Origin of the sequence: Paenibacillus sp. NAIST15-1 (genome assembly GCF_001894745.1) — a bacterium.
In the GTDB taxonomy this organism is placed as follows: Bacteria; Bacillota; Bacilli; order Paenibacillales; family Paenibacillaceae; genus Paenibacillus_B; species Paenibacillus_B suaedae.
The window spans coordinates 170248-192085 of record NZ_BBYF01000011.1; the positions used below are offsets into that span (position 1 = coordinate 170248).

Consider the following 21838-nt stretch of genomic DNA (forward strand, 5'->3'; position numbering starts at 1 on the left):
TTACAATGCACAGAATCTAGCAAAAAGACAATCTTAACCGTCGATTGCAGCAGACTGACTGTTACTGCATCGTCAGCAGCATCGTGCCCATTCGGCGGGCAGTCTCCATCATCTGCGGGGCAAAGGATACAAGCGTATCTGCCGACATCCGGCTGACAGGCCCCGATACCGACAAGGCTGCGACCAGCCGCTGATTCCGATCCATGATCGGCACAGATACAGCCGCCGCTCCAAGTTCGCGTTCTTCCAAGCTCACAGCATATCCGAGTCGACGCACTTCCTCAAGCTGCTTCATATAGCTGTCCTTGTCAATGGAGGACGGCCAGCGTGAATCGCGCAATGCAGCCTCTAGCTCGTGCGTCTCAGCAAAGGCAAGCAGCACCTTGCTGGATGCCCCCACGAACAACGGCAAACGAACGCCTACTGGCGCTACTCTACGGATCGCCTGATTGCTCTGCACGGCCTGAATCCGTATCCGGTCGTTGCCATCCTTCACATATAGACTCACCGTCTCATCCAACTGATCGCGCAGGAGCTCCATCTCCGGCTGCAGCAGCTGAGCAGGATCATCGACCTGCGTCAAATTCGCCGCCAACTCCCATACCCGATATCCCAGGCGATACTTATCGCCATTTTTAAGTACGAATCCGCGATCCTCCAATGTTGTCATCAGACGATGAACAGTGCTCTTATTCAGCCCAACGCGGGTTGCAAGTTCCGTCAAGCTGATATCTCGCTCATTGGCAAAACACATTAATATATCGAGTGCACGCTCTACGGCGCGTACGGTTAGCTTTCCTCGTTCTTCCACCATGTATCTCCCTCTTCGGTTCCATAGTATGGAACATCGTTACAACTAGTATAACTCTCTTCCTTATTTTCGTAAAGATACTAGCACCATTCTCCCGCATCCTACGAACGTCCCTTGTTTCGACATGTTTTTACAGGGAGATTGCAATGTTACGGGACGATTACAATCACCTTACAAATCGCGCAAATCCGTTGACCCTATGCGGATTCCCGCATACGATAATGATACGAAGACAACGTTTACACGAATCAGCTCCCATCGGGACTTTTGTTCTATATGAATTTATTGGGCTCGACACCATTCTGCATTACATCATCGAAGGAGGTCATCTACATGAGCACACCTGTTATTACATCTCCCGCACTACAGCCTGAATGGCTCGGCCCATCTGGAGCAGCCCCTGCGGCAGCGCGGAGACTACGAGTGAAGCATGTAGCCATTGCGCTATCCCTATCGACCTTCTTCGCTGCAATTGTCATCTTCCTTGCCCTGCACGGATTCATCGCATGGATGTTCGCTAATCCGCAAGTACCTCCGCTGTTCTCCAATCCAATGGAGGCCAAAGGGATGAAGTACGAGACGGTATCCTTTCCCGCTCGCGATGGGCATACGCTGGTAGACGGATGGTACATTCCATCTGATAAGCCTTCCAAGCGCACCTTAATCTTCAGCCATGGCTACGGGGCCAATCGAGAAGAATATTGGGTGCCGATGTATGACCTTGCCAAATTCGCACATCGACTCGACTACAATGTCATCATGTTCGACTATGGATTTGCTTCCGAACAGCATCCGACCAAAGCAACAGGCGGCCGTCTGGAGAAGGAACAGCTGCTAGGCGCAGTCAAGCTCGCGAAGGAACGCGGTGCTGAGCACGTCGTCGTATGGGGCTTCTCCATGGGTGCCGGAACGGCGCTTCAAGCAGCACTGCTTACTCATGATATTAATGCCATGATTCTGGACAGCACCTTCCTGCTGGAGCCAGATACGCTATATCATAATTTGCAGCAGTACGCTCCACTGCCGAAGCATCCATCGCTTGATCTGCTGCGTACCTTCTTCCCTGCTGTCAATGGCACGAGCCTACAGCAAATTCCATACAATGAAGTGAAATCAACGAACTATGAGATGCCGATTCTCTTCGTTCATGGAACAGCGGACTCCAAGGCGCCATATGGAATTGCAGAAGGCATTGCCGCCCATCAGTCCAATAAGCTCTCGCAGGCATGGATCGTCCCTAATACACAGCATGAGCTTATCTATCGCACACAGCGCAAAGAATACTTGTCGAAGACATCCGCATTTCTGAATGCGGCCTATCGTGCTGATCGCGGTTTGTTCATTGCACAGAACTAACTCCCCTGCTACGCCGATTGAGACGTTCATAAATTCGGCAAGGAAGTTTCACAGAATACGAGATGGAATAAGTCGAAGTAGAACCGCAAGCCCCCGCTTGCGGTTTTTTTGTGCCATTTTACATAGGTCAACCTATGAAGCTAATACAATAAAAAGAACCATTTCAATCACAAGGAGGGAGAACATTGCAGCTCATATACGGGCCACTTATGCCTGTGCGTGTACTGGAAGAGAGTGCCTACTGGAAGCAGCAGGAGAAGAAGCATACAGAGGTCATTCGCGCAATTGTGCCCCAGCTGGAGCCTGAATACGTGCAGCTGCTTGCCCAATGGGAACAGGTTCTGTCACAGACGGAAGATGCAGCGAGGGGACAGCTGCGCACCGCCCTGCAGCAGCCAGATGTCCTTCAGCCAGATCAGCTTCAACAGCTTCAAGAATTGCTCCGCGCTTCTGTATATCAATCCGAGCAGTTCGTTCAGCAGCTTGATGCCATTAAGCATAACAGCCAAGCCGTGCAGCATACGGAGCACGCCCCTGTCGTATTCGATCATATCACGGAGCGATCCCAGTACTTTCTGAAAGCCATTAAACCTGTCTTTTACCCAGCAGTAGAGCCCCCAGGAAGCAATAATAACACTCGTTCTAGCAGCAGTTCCTCCCCATCAGCTCGCATTCACGCTGCGGGGAACGAGCCTTCCTCGCATTGGCCGCAGCATCAGTATCAGCCCCAGCAACATCAGTATCCCTATCAACAACAATCCATTCAAGGCATTCATGCTCACATTGGCAATACGCGCAGCGCGCAGCCGGAACAGGATGATGAGACAGATGGGGAATCCTTCGTTCCAATTGGCGGACACCGGCTTCCTCCGCTTCCATACCCTTATAATGCGCTTGAGCCTTATATCGATGAGACGACGATGCGCATTCATCATGACAAGCATCACAAGAGCTACGTGGACGGCTTGAACAAGGCCGAGTCGGCGCTAGCAGAAGCACGACGCACCAATAAGTTCGATCTGGTGAAATATTGGGAGAACGAGCTTGCGTTCAATGGGGCTGGTCACTATCTGCACACCATCTTCTGGGATGTAATGAGTCCGCAGGGCGGAGGCAGGCCTACAGGCAGTCTGCTGCGCCAAATTGAGCATGACTTTGGCAGCTACGATGCCTTCCGGAAGCATTTCTCGAACGCAGCAGAGAAGGTTGAGGGTGGTGGCTGGACGATACTCGTCTGGAGTCCGCGCAGCCGAAGATTGGAGATTTTGCAAGCAGAGAAGCATCAGAACTTGTCCCAATGGGATGTCGTCCCGCTGCTGCCGCTTGATGTATGGGAACATGCTTATTATTTGAAGCATCAAAATGAACGGCCGAAATATATTGCCGACTGGTGGAATGTCATCAATTGGCCCGCTGTATCCGAACGATTCGAGCAAGCTCGCAAATTGAAATGGACTCCCTTCTAAGCTTACAACATCATTCGATGAATGAGGTGTTTACTTCCTATTTTTCGAGCTTATTCGCCGTTGCGCCGCACCCTTTTCGTTCTATACAATAATAAATGGAAATAGCTGGATCACGTGCGGTTCTGTGCCGCGCTTTCCTTTTGTACCAGAACAATGAGTTATCGACTTCGAAAGGGGTGAGGCGAATTGCTCAGACCTATTGTGAAATGGGCTGGCGGCAAACGCCAACTACTTCCCAGCATCCGTTCCCTTCTGCCTTCGGCAGACTGGACGCGAGCAGCCTACTTCGAGCCGTTCATCGGCGGAGCGGCGTTATTGTTAGCATTAACGCCAGACAACGGGGCCATTAACGACGTCAACCCAGAGCTCATCAACGTGTACCAAATGATAAAGCAGCAGCCAGACCAACTTATTGAAACCCTTCGCCAGCATCGCAACGACGAAGGATACTATTATGAAATCCGGGCATGGGACCGGAACCAAGAAGCCTACGCCGCCTTATCCCCTATCGACCGCGCCGCCAGACTTATTTATTTGAATCGGACATGCTATAACGGCTTATACCGAGTCAATGCGGGCGGCCAATTCAATGTTCCATTCGGGAAATACAAGCGGCCGAACATCATAAGAGAAACAACTATTCGCAGTATGTCCTCCTATTTGAACCGCGCCAATATTCGAATGATGGATGGAGATTTTGCTGAGGCTGTGCAGGAGGCACGCGCCGGCGACTTCGTCTATTTTGATCCTCCCTATGACACCTTGACGCCAACTGCCGCCTTCACTTCGTATGCCAAGGGGGGCTTCGGCCGACCGGAACAACAGCGTCTAGCCAATGTATTTAAGGAACTTAGTGAACGTGGTGTATATGTCATGCTGTCCAATCATGCGACAGACTATATTCATCAATTGTATGAGGGATATCGAATCCATACGGTAAAAGCGAGGCGAAGCATTAATTCCAAAGGTGATGGCCGTGGTGTGATCAACGAGGTCATTATTATGAATTATTGACATGTAAGACGAAACGTGGATATTCAGGCATTGGTTGTACAACCCTATAGGCAGTGCAGGCATCAGTCAATCCCATACTTCTTCTTCGCACGATCGTAAGCTTCCTGGGCGCGATCCCGCCTCGGAAGCTTACTGTTGATGTGCAGAAGGAGCAGTAGATTGCAGGCGAGCAAGATGAGAATGGTCATCTCCATCCAAACTCCCATTCTATTCCCTCCTAAACTGAAATCACTAATCTACGAAAAAGTGAACTTGCCATCCATAATTGTGACAGCCGTGCCGGTTAAGTACACCCGCTCCTGATGCAGCTCCAACTTCACAACGCCTCCTCTTGCAGAACATTGACGTCCAGTTAGAGACAACTTGCCGAGCTTGGCTCCCCAATATGGCCCCATCGTGCAATGAGCAGATCCCGTAACCGGGTCTTCATTCACACCGAGCGCGGGGAAGAAACAGCGAGACACGAAGTCAATTCTGTCATGGGCTGATTCCCCTGCTCTCGCTGTAACGAGCACACCAATCGCTTCTTGATCGCACGCCTTAAGCTGTTCCCAATTTGGCTCCAGCGACCGTACAGTCTGTTCTGAATCCACGATGGCCATTAACTCGATTCGGCTTCTAAGTACCTCATGCACCGAGCAGCCTAGCGCTTCCTCCAGACGCACTCGTAGCGCCCCATCCTCTACGGGCATTAGCGAAGATGCTGGGAAATCCAGCGTGGTCTCGCATTGGCTCCCGCTTTCCTTATATGCAGCATGGAGAATGCCGCTCTTCGTCTCGAAGGAGACTCTGTCCCCGCTCACAATCCCGCATTGTCTTAATACATGAGCCGTAGCCAGCGTTGCGTGTCCGCATAGATCAACCTCAACCTCAGGCGTGAACCAGCGTAGGCCGAGAGGGCGCTGAGCCCCCTCTTCCCACTCTGCATCTACATGAACAAATGCTGTCTCGGATAAATTCATTTCGGATGCGATATGCTGCATCATCGTCTCATCCCATTCCTGTTCAACGAGACAGACCGCAGCCGGATTGCCGCGGAATGGCGCATCTGTAAAAGCATCTACGATGTATACCTTCATGTCCATACCTCCCTTGCCTAAGATTACTACAACCGGCTAATCGAAAAAGACAGATCTGTTCTATTTCTGTTCTATTCCCTATCAGCTTTATTGGGATCTAACAGAGATAGGTATGTCTCTGCCGGCACCGCAGCCAGCCATGGACTCGGCTTGCCGACACAGAATACATGAAGCTCATGCATGGCCCGCGTGCAGGATACATACAGCAGTTTCTGTTCATTTGCACGCCCATAGGCAGCTTCCGATGCATCATAGATGACAACTGCATCGAATTCTACTCCCTTGGCCAAATACGAAGGAATAACCAGCGCACCCTCATGGAATGAGGCCGTATCTTGCTCGACAAGGTAAATCGAAATTTCATTTTGCAGCGCCTCATATGCTTCCTTGCTCTCTTGAGCCGTCTTACAAATCACGGCTACATTGCGATGCCTTTCCTGCAGCAGTTGACGTATGCGATCCGCGACCAGTCGATCACGCTCCGCTCTGTCCTCTACAACGGTAACTGTCGGCAGATTCCCAGCCCGATCGAACGGTTCAATACGATCGCCATCCATAGCCAGATAGCGGGCGAACTCCATAATCGGACGAGTTGTGCGGTAGCTTCGCGTCAAGTGGAAAGTTTCCGTAGATGAATCGCCGCGCATATCCGAAGATAGCCAACTGCTGTTAATATCCTGTTCCCCAGCATGCGGATAAATCGCCTGCTCCCAGTCACCAAGCAGCGTCATGCTGCAGCGCGGGAACATTCGTCTTAACAATGCGAATTGGAACGGTGAGTAATCCTGCGCCTCATCAATGAACAGTTGGCGAATAGAGGTATTCACACGGAACCCCTTAATGCATTCATTCAGATACAGATATGGCGTTGCATCCTCAAACGGCATCTCCCCTGATAGAAGGCGTGCTTCCGTATCTGCACATATGGTACTCCACTCCGCAGGCAGCGTTCCGGCTGCCGCACATCGCTCCGATACATCCGGCATAGCGAACAACTGACGATACGTCCCCTCCATATCAATAAACCCAAGCTTCTTCACCTGTGAATAGAGAGACTTGAAGTGCTCATTCACAATCGATGCAGCAAGCCAGTCGCGTTCACGCTGGAAGTCATCGAAGGTTTCCTCCGAGAACTGCTTCTTGCGCTGCAGCTTCATATAAGCTTCGTGGTATGCATCATCATCCAGCATCTCTACTTCCTCATCCACCCACGGCTTCTTGCGTTCTTGCTTCGCCGCGCGATGCAGTTCCCCACGCAGCCATTCGGCCAGCAAGCGCAAACGGTTCGGCAGCGGAAGCGATGCATCATAACGGTAGAGCTGGCTGTGAATTTGCTCTGCAGTTACGATTACCTCATCGCGGAAGCAAATATCATGTAGCTGCAGGCCTTCTGTCCCTAACCACTGTACGTACGCATGGATCATATCAATATAGTTACGGCTTGCCTTGAAGCGGATCGCCTCCATACGAGCGCTATAGCCCGGTTCTTCTGCAGCTGTCAGTGAATATTCCATTTGCTCAAACGGATGCTCAAGCTTGAAACTGCTGCCTAGGCGGTGCTCCAAATAATCCTGGAAGGTCGTCTGCTCCATATTTCGTTCTCCCAGCTCTGGCAACACTGTCGAGACATAACGGTTGAACAGAGGATTTGGGGAAAATAATACGATCTGCTCCGCCTGCAGTGTTTCCCGATACCGATAGAGCAGGTATGCAATACGCTGCAAAGCTGTCGACGTCTTACCGCTGCCTGCTGGCCCCGTCACAATCAGCACGCCGCTCCGTTCATTGCGAATGATGCGGTTCTGCTCCTGTTGTATGGTCGCTACAATGCTCTTCATATGCTCGGCTGACGGCTGACTAAGCATTTGACGCAGCAATTCATCTCCAATCGTAACCCCGGTATCGAACATTCCACGGAACCGGCCTTCCGAAATAAGAAACTGACGCTTCAGTTCCATCGTACCTTCTATCTCCCCTACAGGAGTCGTGTAGCGCGCAGGGCCTGGAGGGAAATCATAATACAAGCTCGACACCGGAGCTCGCCAGTCATATACGAAAAATTCGCCTTCTTCATTGCGGAAAGAGCCAATGCCTAAATAGATCTCCTCACCACGCATTTCTCCATCTTCCTTGAAATCGATTCGTGCAAAGTAGGGAGACTTCGCCATGCGAGTTAATACATCCAACTGACGCGCAGCATGGCGGTGTCTATGCTCGCGCTCGGTTAACACCTCTGCCTGCTGCTTCATGCTGGCGAAGGTCTCTATCGCCTCATTTATATCGTCCATGTTGATTTTGACATCGTCCCAGAATGCCTTGCGGAATTCGACTACTTCGTGTTTGATGTCGCCAATATCCTGCTGCAGGGGCTCAATATGCTGCTCAATAGCTTCCATCACCCGAACCGCTCGTTCCTCTTCTAGACGCCATTGTTCTTCTTTCGTACTCATCTAACCACCCGCTTCTTTAGAAATTTATAAATCAAGGTTGACAGCCTATGATTCGATATGGTATTATATATTTGGATAGTAATGCATTTTAAAAATATACTCATATCGTACATTAGATCTTAACATAACAGTCCTCTGCTTACAAGACGTTGATTAGGCTTTTTCCTTGTCAACTTTTGTAAGCAGAGGACTTTTTGCTTGAATGTAAATATGTGATCACCAGTTAGGAATGTACGATAATCTTTTTCTTATGATGCTCCTCAAGAAGCTGAATAAGCTGTGTCTGCTCGGACGAGTTAGACAAGCAAGCAAGTGGGATAATATGTGCCTGCATCGAGCTGATGAAGATATAGATGTAGTCCTTGGTCATTCTGATTTCCGGTATCGCATCCCAGTTGTAATGAGCGCTGCCGACCGGCGTCGTCTCATCAATTCCCTGCTCCGTAATCTCCACCGTATGATCTCCGAGCCAGGCTGCATTTTCTGTGGAAGCAGACCAACGGATAACCTTTCTCTTAATCGAAAAATACATAAATACGTTCAAAAGCACCCCCAGCGCTACCCCAACTACAATCGAGTACACCCATGGTTTTCCGATAACTTTAAGAATGATGCTTAAAAACAAGGGCAGGCCGATGATATTCGCTAGCATGACTTTACGGTATTTCGGCATGCTGTATATCACGAATTTATTAAATTTCCAATAGTCTTCCTTTGTAATATGCATTGAAAGCTTCATAGCAGCACTCCTTTATTTCCATAGATAGCATAAACATCTTTATTCCCATTATACATGCAGCGATTTCATTAAGACACCCTCCTTTCCCGGGTGAGCAGTATATTAAAAAAGAAGACACGACCCGCCTTTCAGCGAAGCCATGCCTTCTCCTCATTCCCTATTTATTAAGGACATATATCATTTATAACGTAAATAGATTCCTTCTACCCTTCTTGCTTGGAGAAATAATCGAATAAGTCTCCGCGCGCTTCCTCCAAGTATGCCAGGTGCGACTCGCGCTCGATGCGAATTTTTAGACGCTGTGCTGTCTTCTCGAACAGATCCACGCATTCATTTGTGCGAATGATGAGCTTCTGTGGGCGTACCCCCTGCTCTTCAATAAGCTGCAAGAAGTGATTCAGGAATTCCTGCTCAAAGTTGTCATCATACGCGACATGGAAGCCTACAGCTACACGTGTCGTACGGTCTACCCACAAGCAAAGACGAGGATAGTACGGACGCTCGCCTTCACCCTTCACAGCAACAGGCGCATAGAAAAATTCTGTCTCCCATTGGCCCTTCTTATTCGGGAAACGATCCATAACATCATTCAGACGATCGCGATTTTCGATTTCAACCTTCACAGGACGCTCCAATACGAAGTCAGGATCCATCCAGCGATCTACCCACTTCTTGTTGTCCGGAGTACGAACCAACACTTGACCGGATTGCGGTGCTGTCATTACCTCTTTGTCCTTCTTCACGCGCGCTGCCAGATCTATCGCTTGTTCTAAGGCGATCGCCAAGAAACTGACCTGCTTCTCGTCAAGCGTCCATGGAACAAACCCCGGGTCGTATGCGCGGAACATTGGCCATGCATTACGGCCGCGGAAGCGTAACCCGAGCTCCTTGATCTGCGCCAAATCGCGCTTTTCCAGATCTGTACGGTCTTCAAACGTTACCATGATGCATTTTTGGCGATGAAGCCATGCATTCTGCTCATGATTGTCCAGCATCATGCTGTTCAGGCTCTCTAATCCTTCACCGCCGCGGAATAACGCCAGACCGAACAAGTAGTCTGTTCCATTCATAATCGTGCAATAGCCCACTTCTCCGTCTTCGGGATTGCTCACGCCAAAGATCACGTTCTCCGGCATCCACTCCCAGCTCGCCTGCTTCTTGAACGCAGAAGCTGCTTCATACAATCTCGCCCACAGCTTCTGTTCCGCTGTCAATTCTACTTCTTGTTCCGTACTTTTCTGTTCCGACTTCTTCTTTGCTTCTGTCATGTGACTTGTAACTCCTCCTATTCAAATTCCCTGCTCTGTCCGAAAAAAACCCCGTCCCATGCCCGGAACGGGGTTCATCAGTTCATAGTTCACCCACATACATCACATTACTACTTAATCAGTGACAAAAATTCCGCGCGCTGCGCCGCATCCGTCCGGAAGCTGCCGCGTGTTGCCATCGTTACCGTCTTGCTTCCCGGCTTCTTCACACCACGGGCGCACATGCACAAGTGCTCGCCTTCCACAACGACCATCACGCCGTGTGGCATGAGCACCTCATCCATAATGTCGGCAATCTCGGTAGTGATCCGCTCTTGCACCTGCAAGCGGCGGGAGATTGCTTCCACCAAGCGGGCGAACTTGCTAAGTCCTGCTATCTTGCCGCTTGGAATGTATCCGATATGCACCTTCCCGAAGAAGGGCGCCATATGATGCTCACATTGGCTATAATACGTAATATCCTTCACAATGACAAGCTCTTCGTGATTTTCATCAAATGCTACCCCGAGCGCATCACGAGGATCTACCTCATAACCGGCGAAGATTTCCTCATACATGCGAGTCACGCGTGCTGGCGTATCCAGCAATCCTTCGCGCTCAACATCTTCTCCGACGAGCTTCAAGATTTCCTTAATATGATGCTCAATCTTCTCGCGATTCGTACCAACCTGTGTATTCACATAATCCTTCAAACCAGCCACGAACGTTCCTCCTTCCGCCGCGCTTGTGAGCATGATCTCGTTAACTTAGCGGTTTTTCTTGAAATTCTTGTTCTTCATCATTTGCTGTGCTTGCTGCATCTGCTTCGAGTTCAGATTGTAGCCCATTTGCTTCGCCATCTTCTGCAGCATTTGAGGGTCTGATTGCATTTTCGTCATTTGGTTACGCAAGTAGTACACGCCGCCAGCGAAGCCGATGATAATGCCTACAATTAGTGTTACGATTGCCGTAATTACTGTCCACATCTTCCCATGGTCACCCCAACATCGTCAAGTTTAGCTCATTGCTTCTATATTCAAGTAGGGTACAGATTCCGTGAATGATCCACCGAAAACTTCACATAGAAAACGAAAAGAGATCGATGTGCCGTTCGATTTCGAATATACTGTACCGCCACTATGATAGCACGTACCATCAATCGTGACAAATATCCCCTGTTCCATTAAGGAGCAGTCAGCATCCGTTCTTCATTCGCCTGCATGCCTTCCAACTTAAGGAGAGTAACTTTCTTGTCCATCCCCCCGCCGTACCCGACCAGTCGGCCATCTGCTCCAATGACACGATGGCATGGCGCAATAACCGGAATCGGATTGCGATTGTTCGCCCCACCGACTGCTCGTACTGCCTGCGGACGTCCAATTGCCTCTGCGATCTGCTTATAGGATCTTGTCTCCCCGTACGGAATATCCATTAGAGCGCGCCACACCTCACGTTGGAATGGCGTTCCTTGGAAATCAAGCGTCAAATCGAACGATTGCCGCTCCCCTCTGAAATATTCCTCCAATTGGCGAATTGCCTCCTGCAGCCGTTCCGGATGACGCTGGAGGGCAGCCCGACCATATGTGCGCTGCGCCCAGGCGTTCAGACGCGCAGAGGTATCCAACACACTGCCGAATTCAATAGAACATAGTCCTGTCGCCGATGAGGCAACGGTCAGCATCCCTATCGGCGACTCCATCTCCTGCACATAAATAGGTTCCACATGATTGTCGAACTGCTGCAGGGCATCATCTATCGCTTGCACAACGGCATCCTCCTTCTCACGATTCAAGGCTGACAGCAGCGCCTGCTTCGCATCAGTACCACCAATCTGACCAAGCGCCCAAGCGGCTGTCGCACGAATATCATAACGCGTATCTTCTCGCAGCAAGGCACGCAACTCCCCAACCGCGCTTCGATCACGGAAGTTCCCAAGCGCCACAATCGCATTGCGCTGGATCGGCTTCTTGCCGCGCCATGCAGCCGACAATGAGCCGAACTGCTCCTTAAATTCACGATTCGATAATTGCAGCATTGGAACGAGAAGAGGCTTCGCCTTCTCGGGATCAGGCTGCATTTCGGGTTGGTGCGTCCAATTCATTCCTTTATTTTTGGGACAAACGATCTGGCATGTGTCGCAGCCATACAGCCGATTCCCCATCTTGGTCATCATCTCATGGCTCAAGATGTCCTTCGACTGCGTCTGGAAGGAGATACACAGGTTCGCATTCAACTGTCCAGGGCCGACAAGGGCACTTGTCGGACAAGCATCAAGACAGCGCGTGCACTCGCCGCAGTCTTCTGTAACAGGCTCGTCAGACGGGAACGGAATATTCGTAATCATTTCGCCCAAGTAAATCCACGATCCCCACTGCGGCGAAATAATCGAGCAGTTCTTGCCGCTGAACCCAATACCTGCACGCTCTGCTACGGCCCTATCACTTAATTCTCCTGTGTCCACCATACTTCGTACCCGCAGTTCCTGTTCAGGCACGCGCTCACGCAAGAAAGTCTCCAGCTTCGCGAGACGATCACGCAGAACATGATGGTAATCAAGTCCCCATGCAGTCCGCGCAAACATTCCCCGATAGGAGCCTGCCTTCGACTTCGGCGATTCCTCCAGCTTGGAAGGATAGGCCACAGCAATGGCTATGATAGAGCGCGCATCCTCCAGCAACAATTCGGGGCGAGTACGCTTGTCCAAGTCAGGCTCTTCGAATCCCGAGGCATAGCCTTGGTCAATGGAATGCTGCAGCCTCGCCTTCAATTCAATGAATGGGTCTGCCGTTGTAAAGCCGACCTGATCAATTCCGAGTGCCGGGGCGGCCTCTATAATATCCTGCTTCAACTGGCGCCACCGATCCTTGGAAGCACCCTGATCAGATACCGCCCGCTCTTCATGATTTTGTTGTCCATTCAGCTTCTTCGAATCAAGCATCCCATTCACCTCCTTGTCGTCTCATGATGTATTTTCATATTCCATTCATTTCGCTAATGCGCTATAAAAAAAGCCTGTCCACAATCCGCCAACATCGGAAACGGCACCATGCATCCAGGAACTAAGTTCTGGAACAGGCGCCGTTCACCGATTTCATGTCTACTTGCTTACTGTTCATGAGGTTCGTTTAACAACCGCTTCCACTCTTCGTAATACCAACGTACCGTGCCATCATGGAATGGAGTATGACCCTGCTCAATGTACTCCAACACCTGATCCAAGCCTAGCTTCACCTTCTGCTCAACAAGCTCCGGATAATGATAGGTTAAGCGATTGTGCTCATACTCATCCTGATCCACTACTTGAACTTGCCCATCCGTCATGCGAATGACATCCAAATCATAGTCAATATAAGTGAAAGTATTGCCGCACCGATATGGAGGCGATGCTATATTACAATAATACCGAACACCGCATTCCTCGATAAGAGCAACAACGTTGAACCACTGCTTCGGGATGAGGAAGGTGACAGCAGGAATCTTGCTGACCCACTGCTTCCCATCCGACTCCCGAATCGGCGTCTGACTATTGATAAGGACGTACATGTCTTCCTTCACATGATCAGGATGCCGCATCGTGGAGGGCACAAGCCAGTTCTCGAGCCATACCCGATGCAGGTGACCATCGTGCTTGAAACTTTTCACAAGAGCTTCCTCATAACGATTCATGCTAATTCCTCGGCTTTGCGTTCAATTCGCTTTACTAATAGAAAAGCATATCTTTTCCCCGAATGCAACGGTTGAGAAGATATGCTTCCTTGTACAATGTTTGGCTATAGTAAATCGTGTATCGCCACTCTTACCGAATGAGGCCGATTGCGACCTTGCAATACATCTGCAATACAGGATTGCGCGCCGTTACCCTGCAACGATGCGCAGCTGCGACAGGGAGCGCAGCATATCCTTCGCTCCGTACCCCAATGCCTCAAACCATGGCAATACGACTTCTGTATGCTCGTCCACAGCAATCATAATGTTTTTGACGCGGCGTTGTTGGAATTTCTGTTCCAATCCCGCTACCAGTGCTTTGCCTACTCCTTGATTGCGATAATCTGGGTGTACGGCAAGGCGGTAATAGTAGCCGTTGTTACGATCAACGGTTCCGATGACAAGTCCGACAATAGCCTGCTCCCCATTAGATGCCTCATGTTCTGCGATGAGCACCAGCTCTCCGTCCAACGATAACTGACGCGCGAATGCTTCCAGCGTCTTCTCACAACATTCATCTGACAGTGATTCCTTCAACAACTGGGTTGCCGGAAGATAATCCGACAAACGAAAGGAACGAACATTCATGACTTACTCTCCCTCATCCTGAGCTTGGTTTCGTGATCGGTTGTCTCTCTGTCTAACACCTTTCTACGCCTTTACATTAAATCTGTATCTTGTGGTTATCTACATAGATTGTGCAATACCTTTACAAATACGACAAAAATCGCGAAAATCCTTCTTTATCTTTCAACTTCCATAAAAAAGATCGGAAAATCTCTCGTTTTCTCTTGTAAACGCTTTATTTAAAGCGTTTACATTACCCAATACAAGAAAAGGTTATAGAAATTGTAAAGAATTCGTATTCATTGCTAGCCCTGATCCATCGTTCTCCAATGGAGCATTCGTTTGAAAAGAACCATTTTCGGGTAATATGATAGCGTTGAATGACAGGTTGTTATTCATCTATTTGTGAAGAATTGCGAAGGCTTTACTTTCAATGCAGACTTTCGCAACATTTATGTTGATTTATTCGTTCGCTTCATGTTTAATTAGGTTAGAAGTATATAAGATGCTACATAATTATTAGGAGGTATGACACAATGGCACATCAATTACCAGCTCTTCCTTATGCCAACAACGCTTTGGAACCACATTTCGATGAAACAACAATGATGATTCACCACGATCGTCACCACAACACATACGTGACGAACTTGAATGCAGCTTTGGAATCTGCTCCAGAATTGCAAGATAAATCCCTGGATGAACTTATCGCTAACTTGGATGCTGTTCCTGAGAGCATCCGCACAGCTGTACGCAACAACGGCGGCGGCCATGCGAACCACTCCCTGTTCTGGGAAATCATCGGACCAAACGGCGGCGGCCAGCCTTCCGGCAAATTGGCTGATGCAATCAACAATGAGCTTGGCGGCTTCGACAAGTTCAAAGAAGACTTCGCTAAAGCTGCAGCTACACGCTTCGGCAGCGGCTGGGCATGGCTTGCAGTAGATGCTAACGGCAAATTGTCCGTATACAGCCTGCCTAACCAAGACAGCCCGATTATGGAAGGCAAGACGCCTATCCTCGGCTTGGATGTATGGGAGCATGCATACTACTTGAAATATCAAAACAAACGCCCTGACTACGTTTCCGCGTTCTGGAATGTTGTGAACTGGTCAGCAGTTGAAAAACGCTACGAAGATGCATTGAACAAGTAATTCATGCATTGGCAACAGCCGTCCCCCTGCAGGCTTTCTGCTCGGAGGACGGCTGTTTTTGTTAGCAGCGCTTATGATGTTAACACATTATTCATATGCAAAAAGCCCAGACCTGCTTTGCACAGGATCAGGGCTTTTTATTTACAGAGATTCATGTGCTTCCCTGCAGCTGATGCTTATTTCGTTGTACCATGACACGTATATAATAAGTATTCCAGCGCCTGCCGCTTAGCCTTCGAACAATGGCGTCGACAGATAACGTTCGCCTGTATCCGGCAGCAGCACAACAATCATCTTGCCTGCATTCGAAGGGCGCTTCGCCAGCTGTGTCGCAGCTGCCAAGGCTGCGCCGGAGGAAATACCAACTAGGAAGCCCTCCTGCTTCGCAAGCTCGCGTGCTGCAGTGAATGCTTCTTCGTTCGTAACCCGGATGATCTCATCAACGATGCTGCGATCGAATGTGCTCGGCACGAAGCCAGCACCGATACCTTGAATCATATGCGGACCGCGATTGCCTCCTGACAGAACAGGAGAATCAGCAGGTTCAACTGCTGTAATTCGTACCGATGGCTTATTCTCCTTCAATACGCCGCCTACACCACTTATTGTCCCACCAGTGCCGACCCCTGCCACGAAGATATCCACTTCTCCGTCCGTATCGCGCCATATTTCTTGTGCTGTCGAATTCCGGTGCATTTCTGGGTTCGCCTTATTATGGAACTGCTGTGGGATGAACGAGTTCGGAATGCTCTCGGCAAGTTCCTCCGCCTTCCGAATTGCACCCTGCATCCCTTCTGATCCAGGCGTGAGCACGATTTCCGCACCAAGCGCCTTCATCATCTTAATGCGCTCCATACTATACGTATCTGGCAACGTAATAATAATACGATAACCAAGTGCTGCAGCAGCGCTCGCCAATGCAATCCCCGTGTTGCCGCTTGTCGGTTCAATAATGACCGAGCTGCGGTCGATGACACCTTGCTCCTCGGCTGCCTTAAGCATTGCATATCCGATACGATCCTTGACGCTTCCACCAGGATTGAATGCTTCCAGCTTCGCAACGAGCCTCGCTCCGAGGCCATGCTTGCGACTGTAGTTGTTCAGCTCCATTAGGGGTGTGTTGCCAATGAGCTGTGTAATGTTTGATGCAATGTTGGACATATTCAACTTTTCCTCCATAACGATATTATCGCAATTCCTTGTGTCGCTACGTGCGGCCACGCCTTGATTGGCATCGCTCCACGACTCGATGTATTCCATAAATGCCAGCCACGTACACGGCATATAGAAGCAAGACGACCGGTATCCTTGTCCAGTCTTGAAGCAACTGCTCGCCGACATAGGCGAACAGGAACATAACCGGCAGCTTCCCTAATACCGTTGCCACCATGAAGGTGCGCAGAGGGATAGACAGCATGGCCGCATATGCATTAATCGCTACAGCTGGGACAATGGGAATCATCCGTCCGATAAGCACAGCAGTGAATGCATTTCGTTCCATTAATTGATTAAAGCTTCGAAGTAAGCCGATACGCTCAATATACGACCTGCCCTGCTTGGATATCCCGCTTCGAACAGCAAGGAACATCAAAGCAGCCCCTACCGTCGAAGCCGCCACGTTCATCCAGCCACCAATCCAGAAGCCAAAAGTAGCGCCTATAATCCCTGCCACTAGACCGAATGGAATGACAGGAAATAGGGATATAGCGACAGCAGCAAGAAACATAATGATGAGCGCACCTGCTCCAGGCTCCATATGACGCAGTACAGCAAGCAGCTTCTCATGGTACACCAAGATGAGTACAGCAGCGAGAACATACAGCCCGAGAGATATTCGCTTATCCAATGTACCTCCTCTGGCATCGGCTTCCGTTACTGGTTGCAAACGCTGCCTACTTCCTTACGTTAATAATTCCATATTAATATATAGAAGCCCTCCGCCACAAGCTCGCTGGCATTTTGCTCCCTTCCTCGACTGCCTTCGCAATAAGTAATGGGAACTGACTCCCACTTATGTCCCTGTGATCTTCTTAATTTCTTCAATCATGCCACCTCTTCGTGTAAACGAATCGAGATGCATGCCAACATGATTCCAATATAGATGAAACTCCCTCTAAAATACAATAAATTGCAATTAAACTTCTTCATATTACGGATCATTTACATCTATTAGTTAAAAGTTTATTCCAAAATGGAATTAAGTGCGTTATACTGAAGCTACCATACCACTGAACGGAAGGGATGATAATCACCATGAATCAAAATGCTCTCCGTCCTGCGCAGCGAATAAAGAAGCGCACCCTTCTCCTTCAATTGTTTCTGACCTTTAGCCAGATTGGACCGACCACCTTCGGCGGCGGTTATGCAATTTTGCCTGTCATCGAACGGGAAATCGCCGAAAAGCGCAAATGGCTAGAAGCAGATGATATGGGGGAAATCACTGCACTAGCTGGTGCCGCCCCTGGCGGAATCGGTGTCAATGTCGCCGCACTCGTGGGCTATCGCATTGCCGGCCTATCCGGACTCGCCGCAGCAGTCATCGGCATCTCCTTGCCTACTATTGCCATTATGCTGTTATTATGCGCAGGAGCAGCAGGACTACGTGATCAACCGTATGTGCAGGCAGCATTGTTCGGTATTAAACCTGCTATCGTTGCACTTATTGTATATGCAGCCGTGCGTCTGGGCACGCGCACCTTAACCAATGTGTTCACATGGACCATCACCTTGACCACATTAGCACTGCTGTTCTGGACTTCACTCCACCCCGTTATCATGTTAGCCATTGGAGCAGCCGCTGGTCTCTTACTGAATTGGATCACTCGCAGCAGCTTTATGGGCGACCATCCATACGACCGTTCCAAGCCACCGCGCACAAGCAATAGCGCCACCCGCTCCCGCCAAGCGAAGCAGCACAACAATAGAGCGGTCTAGGTTGATGGAATAGATATGGTTAGCCTCCCATAATCGAACAAGAAGGATGGATGCACCATGTTGTGGGAACTCTTTTGGACTTTTTTTAAACTAGGATTTGTCTCCTTCGGAGGCGGATATGCGATGCTTCCGGTTATTGAACACGAAGCATTGTCTCATCACTGGATGACTGCAGAGCAGTATACGGAAGCAATCACACTCGCTGGCATGGCTCCAGGCCCTATTGCAATGAACAGCGCCGTATATGTTGGGTATACTGCATCTGGCTTGATCGGCAGTATTGCTGCATCGCTTGGAGTTATCCTGCCATCTGCAATCATCATGCTGCTTATTGCCACTATTTTCTACCGCGTGTATGATAATCAGTGGGTGCAGTCTGCACTTGACGGCATGAAGCCAGCCGTAATCGCACTGATCGCCTATGCGGCGGTCAACATGGCGATGCATTCTGGGCTCACGGCGAAGTGGACATTATCATCATTCATTCCAGTCGCAATCTTCGCCTGTGCACTGCTTGCGCTGATGAAGCTGAAGCTCCATCCGATAGCCGTCATCCTATTGTCAGGAATTGCGGGGATTGTTATATATGGATAAATCATTGGATCAACACATTCCTTCCTCCAAAGCGAAGGAAATCTTTCAATTCATTCGACGCACCGATGAAATCTCGAAGCTGGACTTGCTCCAATACAGCGGGCTTACGGTCAGCACACTGACTCGTGTATTGGAGGAGCTAACTACGCTTGGACTCATCGCTGAATGCGGGTTTGGCGCTTCGACTGGCGGACGCAGACCGATTCTTTACCGAGTCGTTCCTGATTACGGCTATGCATTCGGCCTTGATATCTCCCGCACCTCTTCCCGCCTCGTCATGCTGGACATGGCCGGAAATAAGCTCGATACATGCGAATGGGAAATGACTGCACTCATGACACCGGAATACTTGTTGGCAGAAGTAACGAAGCAGATTAAGCACTGGACGGGCAAGCATAAGCTCAGCCCAGATAAGGTACTCGGTCTTGGAATCGGCGCCGTCGGTCCGCTGGATCGATTCGAAGGTGTCATCTTGCAGCCTAGCTTCTTCCCTTCTCCAGGCTGGGAGAATGTCTCGATCGTCAATGACTTGGAACGACAATTGAACATGCCTGTCATGCTCGATAATGGGGCGAACACCGCAATTCGGGCAGAAGCGTGGGCCAATCGAACAAGAGATGTCCGGCATATGCTGTACGTACATGTCGGCATTGGGCTCCGTTCCGCGATGATGTCCGAAGGCAAGCTTATCTATGGGGCTGTCGACATGGAGGGCTCACTTGGGCAAATGATCATTCAGGCAGATGGCATTCCCCCACGTACAGGGAACGGCAACTACGGCTGCTTGGAGTCATATGCCACCGTATACGCCATAGAACGCGAAGCGAACGCACTCGTCCGAATGGGTCGCCGCAGTCTGCTTGAGCAGATCGCGGGGGCAAGCTCCACCATTTCATATGCGCATATTATGGAGGCGCTGCGGCGGCGTGATCCACTAGCGACCGAGATTGTAACGCAGGCTGCTACTTATTTCGGCATTGGGTTAGCCAACCTACTCAACGTTCTCCATCCAGAGAAAGTGGTGCTTGGCGGACCGCTCATGAACGCGAATGATTTATTTTTCTATACCGCAACACAAACAGCCATTCGCAAAACCTATCATTATCCGCAATATCAGGTCATGTTCAGCAAGGGCAGCTACGGTGACGAGGCGCTTGCGATCGGCGCCGCCTTCATGATACTGGACAAGATCACTGCATAAGAATGAATAAGGCCAGACACTAGACACTAGGGCATATAATCAGAGTGCTGGTGGCGAACAAATAGAGGTTCTGCTCACTGCAGAACCTCACTCTTCATTCGATAATAATTGCTTGCAATTGCTCACTCCATGGACTCTCTTACGCTTCTGTACATACATGCCGAATTGTGTAAGTGGAAGACCGCCTATACAAAAAAAGGGCAGTGCTGAGCACCGACCTCCCCTTTCGTCATCGCCTTATAAATGACCCTGCCGCTGTAGTAATTGAAGATAGTGCACATAATTCTCGTTGTTCAGTGAACATTCTTCCCCTTGAGGAATCCCCTTCATAATCATAAGATCATCAACTAATGCATAACACAATCCCTGCACGGTAAATCCGAGCATATGCTCCCCATCTTCACTAGTGAGTACAACTCGAAGCAGCTCCCCATTTCGAATCCGAATCCATTCCTTCTCCGATGGTTTCAGGGGCCTATCTTCAGCTTCCCGCTCCTCATATCTGGCCTTATGCTCTTCTTGGATGCCCTTCTCCGTATCACTATATATCCGGTTCAGAACATCACGATCCTCAATCTTGAAGCACTTGAATACCTGTTCAAAATTCGCCAGTGGATCGCGCTGCAAATCAGCCAGCACCTCTGCTGGGATTTCAATCGCGCGGTACTTCTCCACAAGCATTTTCTCGGCAGCAAGATTCGTATACCTACGGGGAAGCTGCTGCTCCAGAAATCGTTGATGTAGCTCCTCCATCCCTCTGCACCTCCACTTATCGATTAAATGATTACTCCTATCATTCGACCCCAAGCGCCGGAACACTTCCCCAATTATCCCCTCACAAAAAGAAGATTCTGCCAACATCCAATACCTTTCGTGTATTCAAGTCTATGAGGCACAGGTACATACTGAGATAAATGACTGCCGCTTCCACCCTTAGGTACGCTGTTCTGGAGATGTCAGTCGAAGTGCATGAAACAGCGGCATATGCTGATGATTCGTTCCATGGACAAGATAATCATCCTCTACACGGTCAATGAACAGCACACCATCCAAATGATCCATCTCATGCTGGATGCAGCGGGCAAAGAAATCCTCGGCCTCCAATGTGACCGTCTCACCATCCCGGTTCATCGTTGTTATCTTAATATATTGATGCCGCTTCACTCTACCGTAGTACCCAGGATAAGACAAGCAAGCCTCCATCCCTTCCTGCTCGCCAGCCGTCTCAATGACCTCCGGGTTAATCAATTCAATCAAGCCCTCTCCGACATCCATGACGACAACACGTCGCAAAATCCCTATTTGCGGTGCCGCAAGTCCTGCTCTTCCTTTCTCAGCATACAGGGTATCCTTCAAATCATTAAGCAGCGATATCGTACGCGCATTCAGCTCCGTAACTGGCTTGCAACGCTTGCGCAATATCGGATCTCCAAAAGGTAAAATGATGCGTTCAGCCATCTCTCTCACTCCTTTCTCTTTAGTAATTGCTATCAACCATCTTACTGGCAGATGGTTTACACA

General features: G+C 49.6%; 22 protein-coding genes. 7 read left to right on the plus strand and 15 right to left on the minus strand.

What is annotated here, in order from left to right; translation table 11 throughout:
• Positions 1-61: 61 nt before the first annotated feature.
• A complete protein-coding gene (locus PBN151_RS21195; protein ID WP_028533615.1) occupies positions 62-811 on the minus strand; it encodes an IclR family transcriptional regulator in 750 nt (249 codons plus the stop codon).
• 333 nt (positions 812-1144) lie between these two features.
• On the opposite strand from PBN151_RS21195, the gene PBN151_RS21200 reads away from it, so the two are divergent.
• The 3 genes from PBN151_RS21200 (at position 1145) to PBN151_RS21210 (ending at position 4647) form a co-directional block, all read left to right on the plus strand.
• Positions 1145-2167, plus strand: a complete 1023-nt coding sequence (locus tag PBN151_RS21200) for an alpha/beta hydrolase (RefSeq protein WP_021256127.1) — start codon at positions 1145-1147, stop codon at positions 2165-2167.
• 185 nt (positions 2168-2352) lie between these two features.
• Positions 2353-3633 (plus strand): Fe-Mn family superoxide dismutase, encoded by a 1281-nt coding sequence (locus tag PBN151_RS21205; RefSeq protein WP_139295393.1) that lies wholly within the window; start codon positions 2353-2355, stop codon positions 3631-3633.
• A gap of 186 nt (positions 3634-3819) precedes the next feature.
• Positions 3820-4647, plus strand: a complete 828-nt coding sequence (locus PBN151_RS21210; protein WP_021256129.1) for a DNA adenine methylase — start codon at positions 3820-3822, stop codon at positions 4645-4647.
• Positions 4648-4709: 62 nt separating this feature from the next.
• Here PBN151_RS21210 and PBN151_RS31445 read toward each other — a convergent pair whose 3' ends face one another.
• The 10 genes from PBN151_RS31445 to PBN151_RS21255 all read right to left on the minus strand — a co-directional run bounded on the left by PBN151_RS31445 (position 4710) and on the right by PBN151_RS21255 (position 14455).
• Entirely contained in the window at positions 4710-4853 is a 144-nt protein-coding gene (locus PBN151_RS31445; RefSeq protein ID WP_174807698.1) for a hypothetical protein, read from the minus strand.
• A 30-nt stretch (positions 4854-4883) separates the two neighbouring features.
• Positions 4884-5726 carry a PhzF family phenazine biosynthesis protein gene (locus tag PBN151_RS21215; RefSeq protein WP_083545260.1) on the minus strand — a complete coding sequence of 281 codons (843 nt, stop codon included), beginning with the start codon at positions 5724-5726 and terminating at the stop codon, positions 4884-4886.
• 71 nt (positions 5727-5797) lie between these two features.
• A complete protein-coding gene (helD, locus tag PBN151_RS21220) occupies positions 5798-8176 on the minus strand; it encodes an RNA polymerase recycling motor HelD (RefSeq protein WP_072730596.1) in 2379 nt (792 codons plus the stop codon).
• Between the two features lie 223 nt (positions 8177-8399).
• Positions 8400-8915, minus strand: a complete 516-nt coding sequence (locus PBN151_RS21225) for a YcxB family protein (protein ID WP_072730597.1) — start codon at positions 8913-8915, stop codon at positions 8400-8402.
• 203 nt (positions 8916-9118) lie between these two features.
• Positions 9119-10183, minus strand: a complete 1065-nt coding sequence (locus tag PBN151_RS21230) for a DUF7309 domain-containing protein (protein WP_072730598.1) — start codon at positions 10181-10183, stop codon at positions 9119-9121.
• Between the two features lie 110 nt (positions 10184-10293).
• Positions 10294-10884 carry a GTP cyclohydrolase I FolE gene (gene folE / locus PBN151_RS21235; protein ID WP_021256134.1) on the minus strand — a complete coding sequence of 197 codons (591 nt, stop codon included), beginning with the start codon at positions 10882-10884 and terminating at the stop codon, positions 10294-10296.
• A gap of 45 nt (positions 10885-10929) precedes the next feature.
• The gene (locus PBN151_RS21240; protein WP_021256135.1) at positions 10930-11148 is read right to left on the minus strand and encodes a YneF family protein; all 219 of its coding nucleotides are present in this window, start codon (positions 11146-11148) and stop codon (positions 10930-10932) included.
• Between the two features lie 197 nt (positions 11149-11345).
• Positions 11346-13100, minus strand: coding sequence for a tRNA epoxyqueuosine(34) reductase QueG (gene queG / locus PBN151_RS21245; RefSeq protein ID WP_275936818.1), 1755 nt, complete (start codon positions 13098-13100; stop codon positions 11346-11348).
• 167 nt (positions 13101-13267) lie between these two features.
• On the minus strand, positions 13268-13828 hold the full coding sequence (locus PBN151_RS21250) for a DUF402 domain-containing protein (protein ID WP_072730599.1): 561 nt from the start codon (positions 13826-13828) through the stop codon (positions 13268-13270).
• A gap of 189 nt (positions 13829-14017) precedes the next feature.
• Complete coding sequence (locus PBN151_RS21255; RefSeq protein WP_072730600.1) at positions 14018-14455, minus strand: GNAT family N-acetyltransferase; 438 nt, start codon at positions 14453-14455, stop codon at positions 14018-14020.
• 515 nt (positions 14456-14970) lie between these two features.
• Between PBN151_RS21255 and PBN151_RS21260 the strand changes: the two genes are divergently transcribed.
• Complete coding sequence (locus PBN151_RS21260) at positions 14971-15588, plus strand: superoxide dismutase (protein WP_021256139.1); 618 nt, start codon at positions 14971-14973, stop codon at positions 15586-15588.
• A 228-nt stretch (positions 15589-15816) separates the two neighbouring features.
• On the opposite strand, the gene cysK is transcribed toward PBN151_RS21260, so the two are convergent.
• Together cysK and PBN151_RS21270 are read right to left on the minus strand one after the other, a co-directional pair.
• The gene (cysK, locus tag PBN151_RS21265) at positions 15817-16749 is read right to left on the minus strand and encodes a cysteine synthase A (protein WP_021261186.1); all 933 of its coding nucleotides are present in this window, start codon (positions 16747-16749) and stop codon (positions 15817-15819) included.
• 46 nt (positions 16750-16795) lie between these two features.
• Positions 16796-17473, minus strand: coding sequence for a TVP38/TMEM64 family protein (locus PBN151_RS21270; RefSeq protein WP_083545261.1), 678 nt, complete (start codon positions 17471-17473; stop codon positions 16796-16798).
• A 368-nt stretch (positions 17474-17841) separates the two neighbouring features.
• Between PBN151_RS21270 and PBN151_RS21275 the strand changes: the two genes are divergently transcribed.
• Genes PBN151_RS21275 through PBN151_RS21285 form a run of 3 tightly spaced genes read left to right on the plus strand, consistent with a single transcriptional unit; the run spans position 17842 to position 20317 of the window.
• Positions 17842-18522: a chromate transporter gene (locus PBN151_RS21275; RefSeq protein WP_072730601.1), complete on the plus strand. Its 681-nt coding sequence runs from the start codon at positions 17842-17844 to the stop codon at positions 18520-18522.
• A gap of 57 nt (positions 18523-18579) precedes the next feature.
• Positions 18580-19116: a chromate transporter gene (locus PBN151_RS21280; protein ID WP_021256143.1), complete on the plus strand. Its 537-nt coding sequence runs from the start codon at positions 18580-18582 to the stop codon at positions 19114-19116.
• A complete protein-coding gene (locus PBN151_RS21285) occupies positions 19109-20317 on the plus strand; it encodes an ROK family protein (protein ID WP_072730602.1) in 1209 nt (402 codons plus the stop codon). Before PBN151_RS21280 ends, PBN151_RS21285 begins: the two co-directional genes overlap by 8 nt.
• A gap of 237 nt (positions 20318-20554) precedes the next feature.
• Here the strand turns inward: PBN151_RS21285 and PBN151_RS21290 are convergent, their stop codons facing one another.
• Positions 20555-21070: a hypothetical protein gene (locus tag PBN151_RS21290; protein WP_072730603.1), complete on the minus strand. Its 516-nt coding sequence runs from the start codon at positions 21068-21070 to the stop codon at positions 20555-20557.
• A gap of 180 nt (positions 21071-21250) precedes the next feature.
• Complete coding sequence (gene def, locus PBN151_RS21295) at positions 21251-21775, minus strand: peptide deformylase (protein WP_028533606.1); 525 nt, start codon at positions 21773-21775, stop codon at positions 21251-21253.
• Positions 21776-21838 lie beyond the last annotated feature (63 nt).